The following is a 4978-nucleotide window of genomic DNA, read 5'->3' as shown; positions in this document are numbered from 1 at the left end:
AATTTAGCAGAATCTATAATTTTTAGCGATTGTTGGGGAGCGTATGATGGATTAGTGGATTTTTGTGCAAAGGCACATTATCGTGTTAAAACACATTAAAACACAGCAAAAATGAATTTGCGCTAGGTAGAAAACACATAAATGGAATATAAAAATTTTGTTTTTGCTTCGCTACGCTTACAACTACAAACATAATGGGTTATGCTAAACATAGACTTGCTAAATTCAAAGGAATCAAAAAAGAGAATTTTTTACTTCATTTGAAAGAAACAGAATTTAGATATAATGCTAAAATTCAAAGACAAGATTTGTATAAAATCTTGGCACAAAAATTGAGAAATAATCCGCTTAAGTTGGGTTGAGTCATAGAAATTATAGGAGTGTAAAATGGAAGCATACATAAAAGAATTAGAAAATAAAATTAAAATAGCCTTACGCGACATAAAACAAAATAAGGAAGAAGCAGAAAATAAATACGAGGAGCTCATAAAAGAAAAAATAGAAGCAGATAAATACAAACAAAAACTAGAGGAGTTAAAAGAATTAAATTATAAGAGGCTGTTGAACAAATACGAGGAAACAATTTTTAATATGATATATAAAAACCTTAATACAAAAAAATATATATTATGGGGTCAAGTGGCTTTCTCAGCCTTTTTACAAACTAAATATAATGAGCAAAGCAACAAAGATTGGTGGAAATATAATTTGTTTTATGTAGATTTTTTGATTGTTGAGAAAGAAACAAAAAAGCCTGTTTTAGTTATTGAATATGATGGCTCAGAAAAACATAAACCCGCTAGAGATAGTTTTCGAGATTCAGTTTGTAGGAAGGCTGGCATTGAAGTAGTTAGACTAAATGCCATAAAAGGTGAGATAAAAGACAAAGACGATATAAACAAAATGAATGAACAAGACAAAGATAAGTATTATAAATCTTTAAACAACCACCTAAAACCATATATAGAAAAATTACGCTCTTATCAGATTTTTAATGGAGCATAATCTATGAATAATATGCAAACAATTACAGAATATATAGATTCTATAAATAACAACAAAGATTTACAAACAATATTTGAATTTTTACAATATGGATTGTGTGTATGGTTTGGACTTTGCATAATCAATTATTTGACAGGTAGTATCAAAAAAACTATTGGGTTAATAGTATTTGTATTACTTGCAATTTTTATAAAAGAAATGCGATTATGATACAACAAGCCAGAAGCTCACGCTCAGATTCCCTATTGCGAGAAGCGCAAGAAGCGGTGTTATTATTTAGTGATTATTCTGTTAAAGAATTATTTGAAAAACTCATTAAAAACATCGTAGAAAAGCGCAAAGACCCAAATCTTACTTACACAGGAGCAAAAGAAGCAAGGGAACATATCCTTGCGTATTTGGAGCAGCAAGGGGAGGTAAAAACTGCAAATATTTGGGCGCGGTGGCTACCAATAGAGAGAGAAGCATTAAATTCTATAAAAAAACAAATCGAAAATGCCCTAAGTAGCGAGGGCATAGAGGGGGTAGTAGAGATTCATTTACAAGATAGAGAGATAAACTCTACGCATATCCAATTTGTAGGCAATAATGCCAAACAAGCAGAGCAAATCATCGGCAATATCATCATAAATAATGGCTATGAGGACAATTTAGAATCCGCACTTAATGCAAAAGCAAAACCCGCATACATAGAAATGGATTCAAAACTTTTGCCACGCAAACAAACAATTAGCAAATATTTGGAAGTTATCGAAGATAGGCAAGAATATCTAGCTCAAAAAGAATTAGAAAAACAAAAAGAACAAATAGCCATAGAAGCGAGCAAGACGCGTATCAATGATTTGCTAAAATCCATAGAATCTAAATCAAACGCCTTTAGAAAAATGCTAAGCAACTATGAAAAAAGGGCAAATATATCAGCGACAAGAAGTAAAACCCCCACGAAGTTTGAAACAATAAGAGAGATAAAATCTATGAAACTAGATGAGCTAAAAGAGGAACACACTAGATTAAGACGCAATAGACGCAGGTAGCAATATGCACCAAAACACACAAGATTTTGCTACAATAAAAATTTTGTAAAAAAACGATAATAATCTTGTATAATATCTAAGCGATTGCTAACCTTTCCTGCCAGATGGTTTTTGATATTTGTCCATATCAGCAATCGCTCCAAATAACCATAAATGCGAATTTAGGATAATGTTATGACAGCAGTAAGCAAAAGCACTAAAATTTTAATTGATAATTTCATAGGCACATACTTTGCTAATATTCCTAGCGAGAATAGGGAGCAAATCAAAGAAAGTGTCATAGATATTGCTGATTCTCTTTTGGAGCAAAACAATATCCAAAATCATATCAATGTGGATAATTTATCTACAAAAGAAGATTTGTTAAACTTGCGTGAAGCAACACAAAAAGACATCGCACAGCTGCGAGATGAAACCAAAAAAGACATTGCACAACTGCAAGCGGAAATCAACAACATAGATAAAAAAATCACAGAATCCAAATATGACTTACTAAAATGGATTGTAAGCGCACAGCTTGCGATAGCAGGATTATCAATCGTTGCGATTCAAATGATTTTAAAATTTCAATTAGGATAACACAAAATGCTAGAAGAAGTTACACGCGATGAAGTAAATGCTTTTTTTGTCCAAGCTTTTGGCGAGGAAAAGGCAATCGTTGCCCAAAAAGCATTTGAAGCAAATTGGACGCTAAATTCTCAAAGGCTAAAAAAACAAGTTATTGATGAAGTAAAAAGCGAGATTGTAAGCAAAGATTTACTACAAGCAGAATTTAAAGCCTCAAAAGCAGAATTTCGACAGGAATTAAAGCAAACAGCTAATGATTTAAGAACAGAGTTGAGACAAGAAATCAACGACTTACGCGCAGAAGTCAAGCAAGAAATCAACGACTTACGCGCAGAAGTCAAGCAAGAAATCAACGACTTACGCGCAGAAGTCAAGCAAGAAATCAACGACTTACGCGCAGAAGTCAAAGGCGACATAGCAGAGATTAGATTAGAAATGTCTGATTTAAAAACAGAATTAAAAGATACAATTATGAAAACACAAGCCACTACACTTAAATGGGTTGCAGGAATACAAATAGCTTCACTAAGCGTGGTAGTTGCAGCCATAGGCATACTTATAGCAATTTTTAAATTTTAAGGCACAAAAAATGAAAACAAAAATTTATCAAAATCTACCCACACAGCTACAAAACGCGATTAACTCTCATAATGCTGTTGTGGGGGGGGTTATATTCTCTCTCTATAAGCCTTAAATACCGTAATTCTCTCAAAAAACTTCACAATTTCACACAAAACGCATTAGCACAAAACACATATCATAGCACACAAGGAGGTGGGCTATGATATGGTTTGTAGCGGAGGATTGTGCTTACTACCAAGATTTAGAGTCTTTAAAATCTAAATTTGATTTAGCTGATATTGTTCCTGTGCCAAATGAAACAGACATAAAAACGCACTTAACTACGCATAAAATGGGTTATATTGCACCATATTATCCGCCCAAAAACTTACGCTCTCTTTTTGTTATCAAACAACTTCCTAATAAATTTGGCGTGCTTACCACGCAAGAACAACAAGCAGGCGTGCCAGAATCAAAAGCATTAGAGACTAGATTAGGCTTAAGCGTGATTGATTCGCCTTTTAGCCTTGCAGATGTCGGTGGCGCACAAACACTAAAAGATTTTACGCGCGAACTTTTAGTAGCAGAATCTAAAGGATTCCGCGCTAAAGGCATATTTTTAGTAGGTGTGCCAGGCACAGGCAAGACATTTTTCCCTAAATGCTTCGCAGGAGAGACAAAAAGACTTCTAATCCAGCTCAATCTAACGCTTATTATGGAGGCTCAAGAGCCTATCGATAAGCTAAATTCTGTATTTGAATACCTAACCGAGCGACACAAAAACCACCCCGATGAAAGATTTGTCCTACTGATTGATGAAATCGAAAAAATGATAGGCAATGCCGAAGCAGTAGAAAAACGAATGCTAGGCAGGCTTTTGACCGTGCTAAATGATATGCACACGCCCGCAGCAGAATACAAATTTGATGCGATATTTTTTGCCACTGCAAACAATCTAAATTCTATCCTAGATAACAATCCCGAGCTTTTAAGACGCGGGCGATTTGATGAGCTATTTTTCATTTCATTGCCTAGCGTAGAAATGGCAAAAGGCGTGTTTGAAATCTATCTAAACAAGCTAAAAATCAAAGAAGAAGTTGAAAATGCAATGGTGCTAGATAATATCCTAAGCCAAATCGAGCAAGCCTATCAAAAAGACAACAACGACCCAGACAAATTCCCATACACCAGCGCAGAGATAGAAACATTTTGTAAAAAGCTAGCGTTTTACAAGCTTGTGTATGGAGAAATCACTACACAACACATACTTGATGCTATCAAACTCATTATACCAATCATAAAATCAGCTCAAGAGGGTATCAATCGAATGCTAGCCCAAAAAGAGCTGTTTTTATTGGTATAGGAAAATCACAATGCAAACAAACACCAAAGAGATGCAAAATAAACCAAGACAAAGGATACGCAAATGCAAATGGTAACATACCAGCACATACGCACAAATACACTAAATTAGTAATTCTCATTTGATTGCTCCCATATAATCACATAAATTTGGTATTTTACAAAAATTTATCTAATAATATGCTAAATTCACTTGCGCTAATATCTCTAACTATTATTTATGGTAATATTTGTTAATATCCGTTATTCTAATCCAACTATAAACTTATCTTGTTGTGTATCGTAAAATAGCGTTGCGCTGAATCCGCTTGCCGTATTTGGTTGATGAAAATAAATCTTGTATCGTTTTATAAATTTTTTTGTTTGTTTATTGCCTAAATCTCCATTTAACTTATCATTATTAAAAAAATCTTTCACTTCATTTTTGAATGCGGTAAAAATATCATCGT

General features: G+C 33.8%; 6 protein-coding genes and 2 pseudogenes. 7 read left to right on the top strand and 1 reads right to left on the bottom strand.

Features of this window, described 5'->3' with window-relative positions; genetic code table 11:
• The 7 genes and pseudogenes from ACWIUO_RS13315 to ACWIUO_RS13285 form a co-directional block, all read left to right on the top strand.
• A pseudogene (locus ACWIUO_RS13315) lies at positions 1–362 on the top strand (hypothetical protein); the annotation flags it as partial.
• 25 nt (positions 363–387) lie between these two features.
• Positions 388–1005 carry a DUF2726 domain-containing protein gene (locus ACWIUO_RS13310; protein ID WP_454178374.1) on the top strand — a complete coding sequence of 206 codons (618 nt, stop codon included), beginning with the start codon at positions 388–390 and terminating at the stop codon, positions 1003–1005.
• A 3-nt stretch (positions 1006–1008) separates the two neighbouring features.
• Positions 1009–1215, top strand: coding sequence for a hypothetical protein (locus ACWIUO_RS13305; protein WP_454178373.1), 207 nt, complete (start codon positions 1009–1011; stop codon positions 1213–1215).
• Positions 1212–2039 carry a hypothetical protein gene (locus ACWIUO_RS13300; protein WP_454178372.1) on the top strand — a complete coding sequence of 276 codons (828 nt, stop codon included), beginning with the start codon at positions 1212–1214 and terminating at the stop codon, positions 2037–2039. The genes ACWIUO_RS13305 and ACWIUO_RS13300 overlap by 4 nt, the downstream gene beginning before the upstream one ends.
• A gap of 174 nt (positions 2040–2213) precedes the next feature.
• Positions 2214–2618 carry a hypothetical protein gene (locus tag ACWIUO_RS13295; RefSeq protein WP_454178371.1) on the top strand — a complete coding sequence of 135 codons (405 nt, stop codon included), beginning with the start codon at positions 2214–2216 and terminating at the stop codon, positions 2616–2618.
• Between the two features lie 6 nt (positions 2619–2624).
• Positions 2625–3185 carry a coiled-coil domain-containing protein gene (locus tag ACWIUO_RS13290; protein WP_454178370.1) on the top strand — a complete coding sequence of 187 codons (561 nt, stop codon included), beginning with the start codon at positions 2625–2627 and terminating at the stop codon, positions 3183–3185.
• A gap of 202 nt (positions 3186–3387) precedes the next feature.
• Positions 3388–4530 (top strand): AAA family ATPase, encoded by a 1143-nt coding sequence (locus ACWIUO_RS13285; RefSeq protein ID WP_454178369.1) that lies wholly within the window; start codon positions 3388–3390, stop codon positions 4528–4530.
• A gap of 242 nt (positions 4531–4772) precedes the next feature.
• On the opposite strand, the pseudogene ACWIUO_RS13280 reads toward ACWIUO_RS13285, so the two are convergent.
• Positions 4773–4978 (bottom strand): annotated as a pseudogene (locus tag ACWIUO_RS13280) (hypothetical protein); the annotation flags it as partial.

This window comes from Helicobacter sp. T3_23-1056 (assembly GCF_053654535.1).
Note: the sequence above shows the minus strand (reverse complement) of the source record. Positions and strands in the feature narration are given on the sequence as shown.

Coding starts and splice junctions, on each gene's coding strand:
- ACWIUO_RS13300 (WP_454178372.1), top strand. CDS start 1,212: ATGATACAACAAGCCAGAAGCTCACGCTCAGATTCCCTATTGCGAGAA.
- ACWIUO_RS13285 (WP_454178369.1), top strand. CDS start 3,388: ATGATATGGTTTGTAGCGGAGGATTGTGCTTACTACCAAGATTTAGAG.
- ACWIUO_RS13310 (WP_454178374.1), top strand. CDS start 388: ATGGAAGCATACATAAAAGAATTAGAAAATAAAATTAAAATAGCCTTA.
- ACWIUO_RS13290 (WP_454178370.1), top strand. CDS start 2,625: ATGCTAGAAGAAGTTACACGCGATGAAGTAAATGCTTTTTTTGTCCAA.
- ACWIUO_RS13295 (WP_454178371.1), top strand. CDS start 2,214: ATGACAGCAGTAAGCAAAAGCACTAAAATTTTAATTGATAATTTCATA.
- ACWIUO_RS13305 (WP_454178373.1), top strand. CDS start 1,009: ATGAATAATATGCAAACAATTACAGAATATATAGATTCTATAAATAAC.